We start from the raw sequence: 16860 nt of genomic DNA on the forward strand, positions 1-16860 counted from the left end.
ACTGAGATTCGAGAGCTGTCTGTGATGACCACCGAACTATTACATGACAAAAAGGATTTTCACAAAGTCCGCTCGATAATAAATCCATATCTGTTTGATCCAGAACTCCCACCGTCGATTATGTATAGTTATGCTGCGGCTGCTTTTAGAGATGGACTATTTGGTGTGTGCTACAAACATCTCCGGCCTATTGCATTGAAATTTCCACGCTGTGTTGAATTTAACATGCTTGCGGCGGAAGCAGCTCTCCGATGCGGTAAGGTTGATTTTGCGAAAGCTTGTGCAAAACGCGTCCTAAGTGTGCGATCAAATAATAGAAGAGCGAGAGATATTTTTGAAGACGCTATCATCGCGCTTGGTTTGGCCGCAGATGTCTCCATAGCCGTTGGCTTGCCTGCTTTAGAGGAATAGGATCTTTTGGCAGCGTGTACGCCTCATCGCTGAATACCACTCTCGGGTTTCAGAATGGCGATGAAACTCAATCTCGGATGCAAACGGGAGGTTTGACATTGGAGCAGCGATTCCATTACAGGCATATATTGAGGCAAAAGATCTCGGCGTCCGGCTCGACAGAGTAAGCGTGACGCTCATGAGCGTCATCTTCTGGAGGCGGTCCCTGTGAGTGATCGCTACGTTCGATGACGGGTGTTTAACGTTGCTGCATACGCCCCTTTCGCTTCTTTTTGTATGAGATATCCAATGCTGCGTGTGTATGATCCGCGCGCATTAGAAGGTGACCAGAATGAACATAGAAGAACTTATTCTTAACCTTCATCGATCACGAGGACCTGATCGATCGCTGGATGAGGAGATTGCGACCTTGATGGGCTATGTTCGACAGGTTGGCGGTCCGAATGGTGTAGAGCGCGTTGTCTGGCTTGAGCCAGACGGAAAGCGGGAAGGCCGTATTCCAGTTTACACGAGATCGACTGAGCACGCTCGTGATCTCGCCGAAAGGCTCTTCCCAGGTCACGTAGGCGGCTGTAGTTGGGAGCCTCACATGGGAAGCGCCAGGGTTAACGAAGGGCCATTAATTCAAGCTGCGAACCCAGCGATCGCGCTTTGCATTGCCGTCCTAGTTGCTAAGCGAGATTTGGAACGATTGGGGACGCCTAAATGAGACTATCTTTGTTTTCCAGCATTTTTAACTCTTCGCCTGCGCCCGGCACGCAAGTTGAAGTGCCTCAGCGAAATAAGAAGGCCATAGTATCATGCATAACTGATAACTTCATCGGCCTAGGCGCGGCATTTGTTCAAAGCCTGATTGAGACTAACACTATACCTAAAGTTTGCGATCTAATTCTATTGACATGCCCCACATTCGCGCCTCTGTCCAAGCAGAATCGGACTGTCCTTCGGGAAATATTTCCTGCTGTTAAGTTTTTAAAAGTAGACACTTCGTTTCTTTCTGACGACTTGGTACGACGATGGTTTAAAGGCCAGCTGGTCAAGGAGAAGATAGATGCATCCCTCCCGAATAAGCGGAGCGTATATCTAAAACTTCATGTGCTTCGGATGACGAACTACGGATCTATTCTATGGCTTGATTCTGATATGATTGTCCTGCGCAGTATTGCGGGGATCTTCAGAGTACCTGCGGAGCTCAGCGTTGTTCCGGTCGGCCCCCCAGAGCGGAATTTGGCATCGACTACGGCCCATCAAAAAGACAATTCAACTCTGGCGTGATGCTGATTAAACAGAAATACATTTCGAATGAGTGGTTTGATAGAGCTATAGATCTTTTACATGAAAAGACACACACGTCTGTCCAGGATCAATCTCTACTCAACCATTTATGGCGCGATGAAAACAAGCTTTTTCTCCCGCACACATACAATTGGAAAGTGCCGCCGGATCTAACGGATGAGGTGGGTGAAAAGGCGATGTCAGATGCGCGCGTCGTACATTTCGTAGGCCCTGTAAAATTCAAGCTTGCACGGATGTCCGAGAACGTTCTAGTTGCCAAATTTCACGAATTGCGCGAAGCGGCAGGTGCACCGATTAGAATTGGTCGCTGAGCTTTAACCTGGCTCAGGTGCAACGCTATTGGAAAATTTAACAGTGACGGCTATGATGGAATGACAAAAAACTGCAACCGCTGCATCTGTACCCTTCACGCTAAAATGAACATTTCGAGCTGCTCGTAGCATTGGCCGAGTCGGTTCCAGCTCGATGCGAGCAAGCGGAAAAAGGACATCGAGAGACATGTTCAACCCCTTTTCCAGCGAAATTGTGTTTCAGTTCGGGCTACCGCGCCAATTTTCTAAATTCGTTTCTTTGACATGAACTTAGTAGATTTGCGCCGAGTACACTTTTACGGAAGAAAATTGAGGCACAGCTCCTTTGGTTGACAGCGAAAACTGGCGGTAGTTGCTCAAGCTTTCAAACCAAACCTAGCAGAATGAGGTTTCAGTGAAACTCTTGAAAAAGCTTGATAAACAAGCAGGTCTGACCCTGAGATGGGGGGCTGATCTCATCACTGGCAACTACTTCAAACGAATAGAGGTAAAACTCGGTTCGGTCGAACAGCAGTTGTCACAAATCAACAAGGCCTTAATGTATCGCGAAGACAGCGAAATTAAATCGCTAGTTCTCGCCATGTTCGACGAACAACAAGAGCGGATTTTGCGCGAATTCAATGCCAAGATGGAAAAACCAAATTGAAAATACTATTGCCGTTCCAAGAGGACTCGTCTCTAATATTTGCGGGCAAGGTCTTCCCAAAACTGAAAATGCGCGGTTTTGAACCAGAATTACTTCATATTGTCGACAGGAACGGGAAGGACGCAGTGTCTGATCGACAACTTTCGCAGAACATCGGATCGGCTGCCGTCCAGCAAATTGACATGGAATCATTTCCCGATTTTGATCGCCTTTCCGATTATCGAGGGGTGATAGTTTCACGCGTAATTGCTCCGATGCGCACGATGCTAAGTACACCTTGGTATAAATCTCGTACGGATCGTCCCTGTTTTCTCGCGTTTCAACCTGGTCTTGAATTTACTCCTTCTCGTGGTTTTACGAACCGCGCTGCATTTGATGCAATCTTTTTAAATAAGCAGCGACATGTGCATCTGTTTGAAGAGCAACATCCCACGAAGGACTGGCGATACGTGACCTGGGGGCACCCGTATTTTTCTCTGCCGTCGCAGTGGTACGATAAAGACGAGAGCCGCCGCAATATTTACTTCTTTGCTCAGGCAATCAGTCCGAAGTCGGTTCGTTCTCGCCAACATATCGTGCACGTACTTGCATCAATTGCTCGGGCTAACCCGGATCGTACTGTTTTCGTTAAGCTCAGGCACCTGCCAAGTGAAAACGTAAACCACGTTCACCGGGAAGAATTCGACTATCCTGCCTTGATGGAACAGCTGGCCGAGCCCCTGCCGCCGAACCTTAAAACGACAGACTGCTCCATGTCTGAAGCATTGGAAGATGCCGCAGCCGCCATTACTTGTACCTCAACCGCTGCGATGGACTCTATAAGTGCAGGCGTTCCGACCGCGGTCTACCTCGATTACGTGGACTTCATTTCAGATCCACTTCGCGACCCTATGCGTAGCGAATTCGAAACGAGCGGTGTCGTGACCCGATTACACGATCTTTTGAACTTGCGTCTGTCACTACCCAACGATGGTTGGCTGTCTGTCCGCTTCAGAGATGACTCTTTGTATGATGAAATATCTGCTGTTATTGCCGCGTTTAAAGATAGGAGAGAGCTTGCTCGACCAGCCTGAACACGGACCTGCAAAATCCGCTGACCGGACGCTCACGGACAAACTGAGCCACTCTCCTCAAGAAGCACGAAACTTCTTCAACTTCTGCGTATACCATCCAATATGAAAGGGAAACGCTTTAAAGAGCGAGTTCTTCGAGACCGATGTAGTTTCTCTCGAACGCCACCGCCCATTTTTTAACTTGACGTATTGGCGGATTACTCTCTTCGATAGCCGCTAAGCAACCTTCAACGTCAGAATAATCTGGAATCTTTCCTCCTAGCGACGAGATATCCCGATCCCACCAGCTAGTGACAATCAAGCGTTCAATAACGCCCGTAGAGAACCGATATTTGATAACTCTCGCTGGAACACCGACAACAATCGCATATGGCGGCACGTCACTTACGACCACCGCATGTGCTCCAATAACGGCACCATCACCGATCCTAACACCTCCTCTTATGAATGCGCCATCACCAATCCAAACGTCGTTCCCGATACGTGTTGGTGGGTAGTCGATTTTTGGTACACGGGTAGGCAGAATCTTTCTGATGTACGGATCTTGGTCAAATCCTGCTGCACTTCCAAAACTTACCGGATGCGTGGTCAAATTTCCAACAGGATGCTCTGTCAAACCTACACTAACCCGTCGAGCGATTGAGCAGAACCTGCCAATAGTTGCACTCCTGATTTCACTTTGTCGCCCAACATATGAATACTGGCCAATAGACACTTTACCATTCAAAGTAACTCCCCGAAGTGCAATGGGCGCCTCCAACTCAAGGCGCTTTGGTAGTCCTCCAGTTAAGCTGACGTCACAATTGTACCCAGAAAGATACTTTGAAAATTCCTGAAGAGAGTCAAACTGAATCATTGGTTCAACGCAGAACTCTATAATGCATGTTAAAGCCCCATTTGCTGATAAATCAGCTTTTCGATCTGCGCTGGATTCGCATTATGTTTACTATAGGCTTTTTGCAGCGCCAGATTGTAACGCGCTTGCCACTCTCTGCGCATTGTCTCGATCAAAAGGAAAAGTGATTTCTCGCCGAACTCATACGACAATTGATGCCACAATTCATCAATTGCAAGATAACTCTCTTCAGACTTTCTGACTTTAGCGTTCCAGGGCTTTTCGCCCACATAATGGAATACACAAATATCTTCCTCTTCCAGCCATCGCTTGATTGCATCAAGGTTCCCAACGTCACGGTTATGTCGGTTCATGTCGTGCAGCAGCATCCGTTTCGTATAGTTGAAGCGCGACGGCAAATACCCGAGAAATTCGTTTCTGAGAAGCATATTTAAAATTGCTTGATCAGCTTTCCCAGTGCCTGGCCGGGGTACGCGTCCACCGAGGTGCGACACCATACGATCGAACTCAAAACCTTTAATGAAGACCTCATTTAAAACCATCACTCCGGTGTTCACAAACCGCTGAGGTGATCCCGTCTCCGCGTGGGTCGCACGGACCGCAGAGAAAGGTGACGTGGCATGCAACAATGGCTCAAGCGAACCACAAATAACAATGTCACTGTCGAGCGCAATTATTCGTTTGAACGACTTCCAGCGCAAAATTTCAAGAACTGCGAAAGCTGGAAATAGGCGATCTGGAGTTCCAATGACATTGGTTGCATAATGATACAAAGGCGCCATTGCAATTTCAGACGTTGATACAAAGAAAACATTCTTGCAATGGTCAAAAATTACTTGCTTGCTGAATGTGGAAAGCGGTTTAATATTGCTCTCCACTACTATAACTGGAAAATCCCATCCGGGATTGTGCTTTCGCAGAGAGCGCTCCATCAAGACGAAGCCGGCTGCGAAGTCATCGCTCACAACCGAACAAATCACAGTTGGATGTTCTGCTGCTATTCTATCAATCTCTAATTGCTGTGCAGCCATGGCTCCAGTATCAAAATGCGTCATGACTTACACTCATAACTTGCGACCCGACAACATCCTCAAATCGAGCCCGAGGAAATACCTCAAGCCGACCGCCATCTGTACAATTTATGATCTTTATTCCTTCGTGTTCAAATCTCTTGCGAACTACTTCATAAGTTTTGAAGATCGGGCCATCATCTGCCCAGACACGCATCAATCCTTCGTATGAAGTCGTCGTAGTTTTGTGCTGCGAAAAGTCATAGAAGTACGACTTTGGGGAGTCTGGAGCGCTTAACCCATAATCACAGTCACACCCAACCAAGTAGATTTCTGAAATACCCATATAGTGCGCAAGTGGCAGGCAGAAGGTAACGATTCCAGTGTATCCGTCATCCATTGGCATGGTTAGATCAAGATTGATATCCCCCCGGATATCCACCTGATACTTGGGGCGATCAAAAAGCAGGAAATCGCACTCATTGGGAGAGAAGACGCCATCTCTTAACAGCTGATCTCTAAAGGGGTAGGATAGAAACTTATGCGACCCCGCTCCTTTTGCCTTCATCTGGGACAACCAATCCGGATTTGCCATCGGGTTCTTCACCCCCATCCACCAAACATTTCGTGGGACGAGACGCAGTAATAGTCTGGATTTATTGCACTGAAATTCGGGTGGTTAATAAACCAGTTGGTCGCAAAAGTAATTTCGTCTTTTAAAAGCGTAAGATCTTGTCCGTTTATAGAGGGACCATTTCCAATTATAAAAGCACGCTTACCAGCATGACAGTTGCGAAACTTCGTTAGGCTCTTGTATGCGCCAGATTGAAGATATTCATGTCGTTTAGCGGAACGCACTTTTTCAACAGCTGGCATAGAAATTTCATGAACAATCTTGCTGTCGACCTGTTGAGATGATTCAATATAATCATTTGCTGCTCCGGTGATGTTCTGCCGCTGATTTAGTCCACTAGACATAAGTACCTGTAGCGACCGAACGCCAAAGGCATTCCTACCGGTTCCTATTCTTTGACTCGATTTTGCGTTGACAGAATTTAGAGCGATCAATTCAATTTCAACTGGACCCGCACCAAGAGAAAGACTTGCCTCCAACAGAACTTGTATCCAGCCACCAGCGAGGCTGCGTATTACAATGTCGCGTTTTCCCAGATCGTATACGCTATTAAAATGTGCATACTTCAAGCTGTGAAGATCGATATTTACTTCAGATATATTTTCTGGAGCATCAATTTGACGAATGCGAATGCGAACAGAACGCGTTGTTTGAGGCTTAATTTCAAGCCGGAGGCCTCGAAATCCGGTTGCGCTTGTTTCAAGGACCGGAAATATTAAACTATGGACACCATTGTCTGTGTTCTCCTGAAGAACTGCTTGGGCCCGAGATTTATCGTCGGAAGTCTGATCAAAAATAAGTTTTCCACGCAAAGCTCGAACTTTGGTAGTTTCTGTGATTTGTACATTGATTTTTGAAAGTGTTTCGACGGCTTGCCCTGTAACAATTCGAGTAATGGTTTCGCTAAACAACGAAGAATGATGCTTTGCTTCCACAAGATCTCGAATTGTACTTTTGGAAAGTACAGGATTTGCAATAATTTCGGCTAGTAGATTATATATATTATCAAATTGACGACCTTGTTGTTCGTTCATTCTGAAGAGAATTGTAGCAAGAGACGTAAGGTCACTACCGATGCTGTTTTGCTTGTTATCGATGGCGACTAACTGAATCGCGTTGAGTCTGCTTACCTCGGAAGAAAGATGTTCATTCCGCTCTATTAAATCACCGATTGTCCGCTCGTAACGAACAACATCTTTCATAAGTGATTCAATCTCTTGGTTCTCTAACATAGTAGCTCCGTCTCAAATCTAATTTTCTTAGAAGCGCTTGAAGGCGCTAAGCATATAATCAGCAAAACTTAGCCGAACGTATTGAATGCAAACGATGTGGTCTTCGTAACGATCTTGTGCTGGAACTATGGTCTGAAGCGCCTTATCACGCCTGACCACATTTTCGTCAAGACACTGCGGTGGTGTTTCCTCACCTGATAACGCCGTAACAAAACGTTTTCGACGCCGTTTCGTTGGATCAAGAATTGTCGAAGTTCGGGAGACATTTCCGAATTCGGAGATCGCTCCGCCATCGACTGTCGCGGTTCGCCGGCCAATTGGATGGTCTCGACCACTAGGTTGTCTACGGTTCGTTTAGGATCCGTAATGAAGCGTGATTGCCACTCAATTGAAGGCTTTTGATCAAACGGAAATTTAAGGTCATCGAGCCGGCGCATTAAGCCCGACGAAAAGAAGTAAGGAAGCCCATAGTCTTCGTGCGCGCCAAAGTCAGAAATGATAGCAGTCGGTATCTTCGCAGATATGGCTTCTGCGGCGACAGTCGAGCTGATGGTCAAGCAGTGGGAGGCCTTGGCAAGAAGCTGTGAGGCGCTTTCCGCTGTCAAGCTAAGGTTTTTTGGCATTCCACCGTCTCGCTGAGCAACTTCTTTCAACAATCTATCGATCGGGTGCCAAGTCCGGTGGAGCGAGGTGTTGTCTCCCAATGTTCTGGCTTTAATCAAAAACGTTAGTTTTGGGTATTTCCGTGAAAGCTGAATTAATTTCTGTGCAAGGAAAAGCCGCTCGTCATGATATCGCGGAATAACGGCTTGCTCAAAGAAAACAACTGGCCCGTTACTAGCGTCTTTTGGTCGTTCGATGGACTGTAGCAGCGAGGGAATGCCAAAAACACGAGCACCATCTGAGTTTAGGCCAAATGCCGCGCACATTTGAACAAATGCGTCCCTGTCGGCTTCACAGTTCAGCCAAACGAGGTCGCTCCCTGTTCTCATAGAGTAGCCGTCATACTGATACCGTAGGACAAGTCCCGGATAGACGGAAATAACCAAAGGGCGCCTCGCTCCAAGCTTAGAGGAGTGATGTAGGAACCGGCGTGTTGAAGCGCCTTCTAAGCAGCAGATTACTATATCAAAGTAAGCTAGTCCATCACCGGAGCAAAGGTCTTCTACGGAGACCCATCGCATCTTGCCCTCTAACCCAAAGCCAGTAATTTGCGCCTGGCTTATCTGCTTCTTTCTTCTCGCCTTAACGAGCGCAAAGTCAACTGTACAACCATTCTTCTCGAAGTAAGGAGCAAGTAAGATTGCTATGTTTAAAAAGAGTCATAGCTGGCTAGGGCAAGTACACGCATCTAATATACTAAATCACGATGTCGTGTTTTAGAAGATAGTCTGACATTTCACGGATAGCACCGTTACCACCTAACTTTCTAAGAATAACGTGGGCGACTGAGCGAGCGCTTTCGTGAGCGTCTGCCGGGCAAAAGCTGATACCGCAGGCTCTCATGCAATCAACGTCGTTGATGTCATTACCAATATAGGCAATCTCAGACCAATCAAGACTATTGCTTTGACGCCAGCTATCGAGCGCTGGCAGCTTGTCGACTATATGGTGTTGAACATCCATTTTCAGCTTGGCGGCGCGCGCGCACTACCGGGTTCTGCTCGCGGGAAAGAATGAGCAAATGAAGTCCCCGATCGCGGAGCATTTCAATGCCCATGCCATCGGCGCGGCTGCATTTTACGAACTCTTCCCCGCTCTGGTTCACACTCACCTTGTCGTCGGTATGGACACCATCGAAATCCGTGACCACGGCCTTCAACTTGACCGCTGGCAAGACAAAGCGCTTCTCCTCGGATGCGGTGGCGAAAAGTTCTGCGAAAATCCAATCTTCAGCCGTATCGATTTCTATAGGCGGCATATTAGTTGGGACCAATATGCTTTTCCCGCAGAAGCGGGATCTTGTTTCGAGAAATGGCTTTACACGCATCGCGTAGATAGCGCCATTTTCCCGGTATCGAGGCGCCATGTCTTGGCGCCGTTGGCGCGGGCGCGTGTGATCATGGGTAATCCCTCTGGTGCTGCCGTCCTCGGCGACTTCCCATAAAAAGCCGTGATCCTCGATGACACTGAAAGCGCTGTCCGCGTTTTCGGAAATCATGCGAGCGACGAGCTCGTCAATTTGCTCGGATGTTGTGAATGGTGAGGTGCATTGTAGAAAGACCACGATATCAGGCAAAAACCCCGTTTTTTCAACTTCACGAAGCGCATGGATAATAGCCGATTCAGAGCTTGCCGTTGAATCTGATATTTCTGCCGGGCGCGTGATTGCCACGGCACCGAAACTTTCGGCGACATTCAGAATGTCCGCCGCATCAGAGGATACGTAGACCTCTTGCACAGCTGCACTGTTTTTAGCAGCTAAAACGGAACGCCCAATAAGGGGCGTCCCGTGGAATAGGCGAGTATTTTTGCCGGGAAGGCCCACTGAGCCTCCGCGAGCTGGGATAATCGCGACAACTCGCATTTTTACTGCACTTGACGGATCTGCTGCCCGTGCTTCTCTTCGCGCCATTTGAGTTTATTGCGCTGTACAAGCTCTACGTCTAACATCTCTTTTTCCTTGTAAGAAACGGCGAGACGAACATTCTTTAGATCGCGGCAGAGACGGCGCATGCCGTCTGGCTCCAGGCTGGCTGCATGGTCGGTCCCCTTCCAAGTACGGTCGAGCGTGAAATGCCGTTCGACATACTCGAACTCGCCCTTGCCATAAATATTACGGCCGATGATCCCTGCAGTCATGGCGGCGATGTCTGCGGCAATCCCGAGATGATGCCCGGAGAAGCCGATAGACTTCACTCGGTCACCGTAACGCTCCTGCAAACGGTTGATTTCGAGCACGCAGATGTCTTGAAACGCAACGGGATAACCCGAGGTACAGGCATAGATAACCAGATCCTTCGCGCGTCCACGATCCTCGTAGAATTTAACGAGGCGGTCTGTCTCGTCGTGGGTGGTCATGCCGGTTGAAACGTGGATCTCGCCATCGTAGTTCTTGCAGAGGAAATCCTGAAGTATGTAGTGCTGGTTCGTTGCCGACGGCAGCTTTATCAGGTTCGGCTTAAGCGTCGTGATTTCTTGTGCCGAAGTTAGGTCCCATACCGATGTAGAGTAATCGATACCGATCGCGCGGCACTCTTCCTGAAGCTCCTTGTGCTGACCCACAGAAAATTCAAGGAATTCGCGGTGTTCACCGTACGTTTTACCATAGGAATTCGCCGGAACCGGATGAGGCGTGTCAAATTCTTCCGGAGTCAGGAGTTCACGGTTGTTGCGCTTCTGAAACTTGGCAACATGAGCACCACAAACTTTGGCAGCAACGCCGATAAGCTCCTTTGCCGTGTCCATGCTGCCCATGTGGTTGCAGCCAATCTCAGCGATTACCTTGATTTCGTTGGATATGGTCATTTAAAAATTCCTATAGGGCGTGTGTCGTTCAGTTGATGTAACAGCCGCTGCGCCGTTTGGGGGAGACAGCGAGCCAAATATTCGACGTTACCTCTATCCGCCTGGTTGCTGTTTTGCAAGGTTCCAAAACAACCATGACATCAAATAGAAGCTCATAGCGTCGGTGTGCCATTGGCGCTGAGAATTAGCGCCGACGTACATGCTGCTGTTTCAAACGACGCTTTACTGTTTCTCATGGCCGTTTTCAAGGATTGAGGCATAGGTTTTCGTCTCGCCTTTAAACGCCGAGAAAACGGGCTGCCTATTGGAGGACGTGGCGGCATTGAGACGACGGTTGATCAGACTCTGATACGCGGGTTGGATACCGCAGGACCGTGGTTCTCGGGCCTTCCTCTGTCTCAAATGGCGCGTGTTACCGTTTCAGGTTCGCAGAATCAGAATGAGAGTTGCCCTGGCCGGCCGCCCCGCCCAAGATTAGGCAGCGCTATGATGTTGAAGGCTGTTTTCTCCTTCCGGCACCCGGTTGGGACCCATTCTCAGATTACCTTTGCTGAAGGGGTAAGCGATCTGTCGTGGCCCAGTCAGAACTCTTCCAGGCGCGACGCTCATTGTGAAGCGTCAGCCACAGCAACGCCAAAACCGCATCATCGATTTTGCCATCGTCGATCTCCACTCCGCAATGTTACCACGCACGATACCAAAAATCTTGCGGCCCACCTCGGGTGGATACCTTGGTCACTGACCGTGCCCAATCAAGGAACTTTGAGATCATCACCGAGATCCACGGGAAGCTATACAGCGGAGGATAAACGGCGCTCTGTTATAGCCGTAAGTGTCAGTCCACAAAGAAGTTGAATGATATGAATCGGTTGTGATTCCATGGAGTTGATTTAATTCGACGAGGCATGGAAGCTATGTGGACGAAGGCGAACCGTGGAAAGTGTCATCGGGATGGTTTGCGCTATCGCAGCGATTTGACGGACGCGGAATGGGCGCTGGTCGAGCCTTTAATCCCGCCTGCCAAGCGCGGGGGCCACACGCGTGAGGTAGACGTACGCGAAGTTCTCAACGGCCTGCTTTATGTTCTCAGCACGTGCTGCCAATGGCGAGCCGTGCCGAAGGACCTGCCGCCGAGTAGCACGCTGTTCAGCTATTTCGACCTTTGGAACTGGGACGGCACGCTCGGTCGCATTCATCAGGAACTCTATATGAAATGCCGTGAGGCAATGGGGCGCGAGGCCAGTCCGAGGGCCGCAATCATTGACAGCCAGAGCGTCAAAAGCGCTGAAAAAGGGGGCTGCATTGAACCCGAGCGGGTATGATGCGGGGAAGCCGCGACAAACGGCGTTTGCGCTGAGATCAAGGGCAAGAAGCGGCATATCCTCGTCGATACGGTAGGGTTGTTGCTGCACGCGCTGGTTCATCCTGCCGATATCCAGGACCGCGACGGCGGCCCGCTCGTCCTCAAGACGCTGTTCGGGCGCTATCCGTTCCTGAAGAAACTGTTCGCCGACGGCGGCTATCAGGGACCCATCTTGCCGAGGGTCAGAAGAAATCCATCCCCGGAATTGCGACAGCGATAGTCAAGCGCTCCGACACCGCCAAGGGCTTTGAGGTTCTTCCGAGGCGCTGGGTAGTCGAACGAACATTCGCATGGCTGGGGCGATGCCGAAGGCTGGCCAAGGACTTCGAGAACCTGTCTCGCAATGCGCTCGCCTTCCTCAAGATGGCGTCTATCCCCCTAATGCTGCGAAGGCTCGGTTCAAAATGAATAACTTTCCGGACCGACTCTAAGCTCGACTTTGTACAAAATCGGCCGCGATTTCGAGCTCTGCGGAGCGGCTCGGGTGAATCAATTCGCCGCAGTTTGCGTCCCTTGCGTCAGCGGTTCTATCGGATTCCAACCGATGGATAGCAAATCTCCTGATCGCAGAAATAATCTGGGCGACGCGGTTCCTCACATCCTTCGCCAACGGCTTTCACCATTTCGTGTCTGGTTTACCGCGTCGAGTTGGGACCATCTTCTGGTCCTCGTGATGGGTGCGATCCTTTCTCCCGGCAAGCGAACCGTGACGGCCTGTTTGCGGATCACCGCTCGATCAGAGGCCAGCAATTCAACCGCGCCCGCTGGAACCGCCGCCTGTTGTCGGCACGGCTGCTGTCCGTCATCGTTGAACGGCTCGTGCCCGCCGGCCCCGTCGTGATCGGCATGGACGATACCATCGAACGGCGCTGGGGCCAACGTATCACCGCACGTGGAATTTATCGTGACCCCGTGCGCTCCAGCCATGGTCACTTCGTCAAGGCCAGCGGTTTGAGATGGTTGAGCTTCATGGTTCTATCACCAGTCCCATGGGCCAGATGCATAAAAGCCCTGCCGGTGCTGACGATCCTGTGCCCCTCCGAGCGCCATGATCAGAAGAAGGGCCGCAGACACAAGCTGCTGACTGATTGGGCAAGGCAAGGCATCTTACAGCTTTGCCGCTGGCTGGCGAAGCGCGAGATCATATATGTCGGAGACAGCAGCTTTGCCGTTCATACATTGGCGGCAGCGCTTCCCGCCACGGCCACTCTCATCACGCGGCTGCGCCTGGATGCCAGTCTCTTTGCTCCACCGGATCAACGGCATGACCATACGCTCGGGCGACCGGCCCAAAAAGGCAGGCCAGTGCCTAAACTGAAAACACTTCTCAGGGACCCAAAGACCGAGTGGCAAAGGATTGTTGCATCCTCTTGGGTAACGCCAGGCAGACCGGCAAAGCCCTTGATGTCACGTCAGGAATGGGCCTCTGGTATCGACGTGGAACACCGCCGCGGCCCATTCGCTGGGTTATCGTCAAAGATCCGTCAGGTCGTGAACCCAGGCGCTCATGAGCACCAACGTCAATCTTGAGCCCGCTCACATCATTTCCTATTTCGTGCGGCGCTGGCAAATCGAGGTCACCTTCGCCGAAACGCGTGCATATCTTGGCGTGCAAACCCAACGGCAGTGGAACGACAAAGCCATCATGCGCACGACACCGTCGCTGCTGGGACTCTACAGTCTCGTCACGCTCTGGGCCTGCGATCTGCTCGGTCAAGGCGCTCGTCCCTATGCCGCCGCGTGGTACAAGAAAACGGACTTCACATTCTCCGATGCCATCGGCGCCGTTCGCGGCACTTTGTGGGATCAGAACATTTATCGACACTATCCGCCCAGACCCGGACATTCCCAAAATCCAAACAGAACGCCTCAAGCGCATGACGCAGGCGCTTTGCTTCGCCGCATAATGTACAAAGTCGAGCTAAGGAACTTTCCTCGATGACCGGACTTATGTCGCCGGGCGCGATTTGTCCCGACTGTATAAGGGAGGCTTGTTGACTACTGTCCATTTTGTATTCGATGATGGCTTGGGCGTGCAGCCGGATGGCTTACTAGAATTCCAGAGTTTGGATCATGCTAAGCGGAAAGCGATTAAGGCTCTTGCCGAGATGATGCATGAAATGGATGCCCAGCCGGGCGTCGCCGCGATGGCGGGCAACGACGAGTATGGAAAAGCGCTTTTCACGATTTCGCTACAGGTGACAACAAACAACGGCCTATAGTGGGAGTTGCGGCGAGATTCTGCTAGCGCTCGTCTCGACTAATCCCCTCGTCGAAAAATGCATCTACCAGCCGACCGGCTGTATTTTCCGATGTCTCGATCTCGAATGCTGCGTCTTCCGGATCGGGATTTTCTTCATAGGCCAATGCCCGATTTCGGATCACCTCCGCCAGCGCCTTGAAGGCTTCTCGCTTGCTCCAACCGGCCGCGCTGACCCGGTCGATTAGGTAGAGGACCGGGTAGCCCAACGCATCCTCAAGTTCAATATTGTAGCCAGGATCTTCTACCGAGCATTTTGGCGCTGCAATTTCCATAGCCGCGAATTCCATAGCCGTTCTCCTTTGCAGGAGAACTATGCAGCAGTGTGTAATGTTCCGCCTCAGCATACGCTTAGTCAACATTGGTCCACGTCAGCGTCCAATTCGTCATCGATGACCTGATTGTGCATGAACGTGTCACGCTCAGACGCGAACCGGCTTTCAATTGAAAGATGCCATCATGCGCGACCGCTTGCTGAACACGAACCATTGATGTCCATAGCCGTGTCAGTTTCTCGGTGGTAATGGTGAAGCCATCAGAGAGCCAACCCGGTTACCCCCTGCGTGCGCTCGCTTATACCGAAACGCTGCTCGATCTTAAGATTGAGAACGCCACCGATTGCCTGCCCATCCTGATAGGTCTCTGAGAGGTGTTAGAAGACAATCCGGCCAAAAAATGCCGGGCAAGATAGCGGTGACGAAAACCTGACGCGCACCGTACCTACCCCTTGAGTTCATCCGAAAGGGACGAGACCTCTCGCTACGCGTTGACTGCACTATCCTATTTCGAGTTTTTTGCGTCATAGGTGGTCTCTTGTGCGAACGCCCAGCAATCGATGCGCCCGCACTTGGCATAGATCCATGTGCGGGCAAGTTGGGTATGACGTAAGCAGTCCGGTATTTTTCCATCCGGCCGTGCTATTCAGTTTCCGGCCGGCCAATGCTGGTATATGTGAAGCCTTGTTTCGAGACATCGTCATTGCGGTAGATATTGCGGAGATCGACAATGACCGGGCTGTTCATGCAATGCCTTAAACGATCGAAATCGAGCGCCCGGAACTGGTCCCATTCTGTAACGATGACCAGCGCATCGGCGCCTTCGGCTGCGTCGTAAGGTCCGTCCGAATAGGTAATATCAGTGATCACCTTGCGGGCATTCGCCATGCCTTCCGGGTCGTAGCCCTTGACGGCAGCACCCGCATCTAACAGTGTCTGTATGATGGTAATCGCCGGGCTATCGCGCATGTCGTCGGTGTTTGGCTTAAAGGTCAGGCCGAGGACGCCGATTGTCTTGCCGCGCACGTCGCCACCAGTAGCCGCGATCACCTTGCGCCCCATGGCGCGCTTGCGACTATCGTTGATGGCAACCGTTGTCTCTATGAGGCGGACCGGGCTGTCATGGTCTTGGGCGGTCTTGACCAGCGCCAGAGTGTCCTTGGGGAAACACGAGCCGCCATAGCCGGGACCGGCATGCAGGAATTTCAAGCCGATGCGGCCATCAAGCCCGATGCCGCGAGCGACGTCCTGGACGTTGGCGCCAACCTTTTCGCACAGATCCGCCATTTCGTTGATGAAGGTAATCTTCATGGCCAGAAAGGCGTTGCCAGCATATTTGGTGAGTTCGGAGGTGCGGCGCGTGGTAAACAGTAGCGGCGCTTGGTTAAGGTAGAGCGGGCGGTAGACTTCCGTCATCACGTCGCGGGCACGCTCGTCATTGACGCCGATCACAATGCGATCTGGCCGTTTAAAGTCATCGATGGCGGCACCTTCGCGCAGGAACTCGGGATTGGAAACGACGGCGATGTCAGCATCGCGATTGGTTTCACGCATGATCCGCTCGACTTCGTCCCCAGTTCCGACGGGAACCGTCGATTTAGTGACGATAACGGTAAAGCCCGTGACATGGGCCGCAATCTCGCGGGCCGCATCGTAGACATAGGTGAGGTCGGCATGGCCATCGCCACGGCGCGAGGGCGTTCCAACCGCAATGAAGATTACGTCGCTCTCCGGAACGCATTTGGCAAGATCGGTAGAGAAGCTTAGGCGTCCGGAGGCGGCGTTGGACGCGACGAGCTGGTCCAAGCCGGGCTCGAATATTGGAATGCGACCGGCGCGCAACGCTTCGACCTTGCCTTCGACTTTGTCCAGGCAAACGACCTCATGGCCAAAATCGGCAAAACACGCCCCTGAAACGAGGCCGACATACCCGGCGCCGATCATCGTGATTTTCATATCAACTGTCTCCAAATAAAATCAAATCCGAATACCTACTGTCAATCTAGTGAAATGTGGTCTGTCAAC

Annotated in this window: 16 protein-coding genes and 1 pseudogene; 8 read left to right on the forward strand and 9 right to left on the reverse strand. The window is 50.8% G+C overall.

Annotated elements, in window-relative coordinates:
- Positions 1-24: 24 nt before the first annotated feature.
- From P6U16_RS22590 to P6U16_RS22605, 4 genes are all read left to right on the forward strand, one after another.
- A complete protein-coding gene (locus P6U16_RS22590) occupies positions 25-411 on the forward strand; it encodes a hypothetical protein (protein WP_277704562.1) in 387 nt (128 codons plus the stop codon).
- A gap of 1232 nt (positions 412-1643) precedes the next feature.
- The gene (locus tag P6U16_RS22595) at positions 1644-2018 is read left to right on the forward strand and encodes a glycosyltransferase (RefSeq protein ID WP_277704866.1); all 375 of its coding nucleotides are present in this window, start codon (positions 1644-1646) and stop codon (positions 2016-2018) included.
- A gap of 394 nt (positions 2019-2412) precedes the next feature.
- Complete coding sequence (locus tag P6U16_RS22600; protein ID WP_277704563.1) at positions 2413-2664, forward strand: hypothetical protein; 252 nt, start codon at positions 2413-2415, stop codon at positions 2662-2664.
- On the forward strand, positions 2661-3737 hold the full coding sequence (locus P6U16_RS22605; RefSeq protein WP_277704564.1) for a DUF6716 putative glycosyltransferase: 1077 nt from the start codon (positions 2661-2663) through the stop codon (positions 3735-3737). The genes P6U16_RS22600 and P6U16_RS22605 overlap by 4 nt, the downstream gene beginning before the upstream one ends.
- 118 nt (positions 3738-3855) lie before the next feature.
- Here the strand turns inward: P6U16_RS22605 and P6U16_RS22610 are convergent, their stop codons facing one another.
- The 7 genes from P6U16_RS22610 to P6U16_RS22640 form a co-directional block, all read right to left on the reverse strand.
- Entirely contained in the window at positions 3856-4593 is a 738-nt protein-coding gene (locus P6U16_RS22610) for a CatB-related O-acetyltransferase (RefSeq protein WP_277704565.1), read from the reverse strand.
- A gap of 29 nt (positions 4594-4622) precedes the next feature.
- On the reverse strand, positions 4623-5648 hold the full coding sequence (locus P6U16_RS22615) for a glycosyltransferase (RefSeq protein WP_277704566.1): 1026 nt from the start codon (positions 5646-5648) through the stop codon (positions 4623-4625).
- Entirely contained in the window at positions 5635-6198 is a 564-nt protein-coding gene (locus tag P6U16_RS22620) for a hypothetical protein (RefSeq protein ID WP_277704567.1), read from the reverse strand. The genes P6U16_RS22615 and P6U16_RS22620 overlap by 14 nt, the downstream gene beginning before the upstream one ends.
- Before the next feature lie 8 nt (positions 6199-6206).
- Complete coding sequence (locus P6U16_RS22625; protein ID WP_277704568.1) at positions 6207-7469, reverse strand: hypothetical protein; 1263 nt, start codon at positions 7467-7469, stop codon at positions 6207-6209.
- A 125-nt stretch (positions 7470-7594) separates the two neighbouring features.
- Complete coding sequence (locus P6U16_RS22630) at positions 7595-8779, reverse strand: DUF6716 putative glycosyltransferase (protein WP_349017759.1); 1185 nt, start codon at positions 8777-8779, stop codon at positions 7595-7597.
- A 269-nt stretch (positions 8780-9048) separates the two neighbouring features.
- Positions 9049-9957: an acylneuraminate cytidylyltransferase gene (locus P6U16_RS22635; RefSeq protein ID WP_277704570.1), complete on the reverse strand. Its 909-nt coding sequence runs from the start codon at positions 9955-9957 to the stop codon at positions 9049-9051.
- A 41-nt stretch (positions 9958-9998) separates the two neighbouring features.
- Positions 9999-10937, reverse strand: coding sequence for an N-acetylneuraminate synthase family protein (locus tag P6U16_RS22640; RefSeq protein ID WP_277704571.1), 939 nt, complete (start codon positions 10935-10937; stop codon positions 9999-10001).
- Between the two features lie 914 nt (positions 10938-11851).
- Between P6U16_RS22640 and P6U16_RS22645 the strand changes: the two are divergent.
- The 4 genes and pseudogenes from P6U16_RS22645 to P6U16_RS22660 all read left to right on the forward strand — a co-directional run bounded on the left by P6U16_RS22645 (position 11852) and on the right by P6U16_RS22660 (position 14522).
- Positions 11852-12708: pseudogene (locus P6U16_RS22645) on the forward strand (IS5 family transposase).
- A 372-nt stretch (positions 12709-13080) separates the two neighbouring features.
- Positions 13081-13830: a transposase gene (locus tag P6U16_RS22650; protein WP_277704572.1), complete on the forward strand. Its 750-nt coding sequence runs from the start codon at positions 13081-13083 to the stop codon at positions 13828-13830.
- On the forward strand, positions 13808-14242 hold the full coding sequence (locus P6U16_RS22655; RefSeq protein WP_277704573.1) for a hypothetical protein: 435 nt from the start codon (positions 13808-13810) through the stop codon (positions 14240-14242). The genes P6U16_RS22650 and P6U16_RS22655 overlap by 23 nt, the downstream gene beginning before the upstream one ends.
- 52 nt (positions 14243-14294) lie before the next feature.
- Positions 14295-14522, forward strand: coding sequence for a hypothetical protein (locus P6U16_RS22660; protein WP_277704574.1), 228 nt, complete (start codon positions 14295-14297; stop codon positions 14520-14522).
- Positions 14523-14544: 22 nt separating this feature from the next.
- Here the strand turns inward: P6U16_RS22660 and P6U16_RS22665 are convergent, their stop codons facing one another.
- Together P6U16_RS22665 and P6U16_RS22670 are read right to left on the reverse strand one after the other, a co-directional pair.
- Positions 14545-14850, reverse strand: coding sequence for a hypothetical protein (locus tag P6U16_RS22665; RefSeq protein WP_277704575.1), 306 nt, complete (start codon positions 14848-14850; stop codon positions 14545-14547).
- A gap of 627 nt (positions 14851-15477) precedes the next feature.
- On the reverse strand, positions 15478-16791 hold the full coding sequence (locus tag P6U16_RS22670; RefSeq protein ID WP_277704576.1) for a UDP-glucose/GDP-mannose dehydrogenase family protein: 1314 nt from the start codon (positions 16789-16791) through the stop codon (positions 15478-15480).
- Positions 16792-16860 lie beyond the last annotated feature (69 nt).

This window comes from Rhizobium sp. 32-5/1 (genome assembly GCF_029537235.1).
Taxonomy (GTDB): Bacteria; Pseudomonadota; Alphaproteobacteria; order Rhizobiales; family Rhizobiaceae; genus Pararhizobium.